Source organism: Roseisolibacter sp. H3M3-2 (assembly GCF_029211165.1).
Lineage (GTDB): Bacteria > Gemmatimonadota > Gemmatimonadetes > Gemmatimonadales > Gemmatimonadaceae > Roseisolibacter.
The window spans coordinates 1-764 of sequence record NZ_JARGEK010000749.1 but is presented as its reverse complement, the minus strand read 5'-3'; the positions used below and the strand labels follow the sequence as shown (position 1 = coordinate 764).

At 65.7% G+C, this 764-nt stretch carries 1 protein-coding gene; it reads left to right on the top strand.

From position 1 onward, the window contains the following. Positions 1 to 76: 76 nt before the first annotated feature. A partial coding sequence (mobV, locus tag PYV61_RS26165; RefSeq protein WP_275836826.1) for a MobV family relaxase occupies positions 77 to 764 on the top strand: 688 nt, incomplete at its 3' end.

The window sequence follows — 764 nt, the reverse complement described above, 5'->3', positions numbered from 1 at the left end:
ATTGAGTGGCCCGCCGGAGGCACCGCCTTGCGCTGCCCCCGTCGAGCCGGTTGGACACCAAAAGGGAGGGGCAGGCATGGGGGCATACGCGATCATGCGATGCAAGAAGCTGGCGAAAATGGGCAACGTGGCGGCCAGTCTCAAGCACGCCTACCGCGAGCGCGAGACGCCCAACGCTGACGCCAGCAGGACGCCAGAGAACGAGCACTGGGCGGCCAGCAGCACCGATGAAGCGATGGGCCGACTGCGCGAGTTGCTGCCAGAGAAGCGGCGCAAGGACGCTGTGTTGGCGGTCGAGTACGTCATGACGGCCAGCCCGGAATGGTGGAAGTCGGCCAGCCAAGAACAGCAGGCGGCGTTCTTCGAGAAGGCGCACAAGTGGCTGGCGGACAAGTACGGGGCGGATCGCATCGTGACGGCCAGCATCCACCGTGACGAAACCAGCCCGCACATGACCGCGTTCGTGGTGCCGCTGACGCAGGACGGCAGGCTGTCGGCCAAGGAGTTCATCGGCAACAAAGCGCAGATGACCCGCGACCAGACCACGTTTGCGGCCGCTGTGGCCGATCTAGGGCTGCAACGGGGCATCGAGGGCAGCAAGGCACGTCACACGCGCATTCAGGCGTTCTACGAGGCCCTGGAGCGGCCACCAGTGGGCCACGTCACCATCAGCCCGCAAGCGGTCGAGCCACGCGCCTATGCACCGCAGGGATTGGCCGAAAAGCTGGGAATCTCAAAGCGCGTTGAGACGCCGGAAGCCGTGG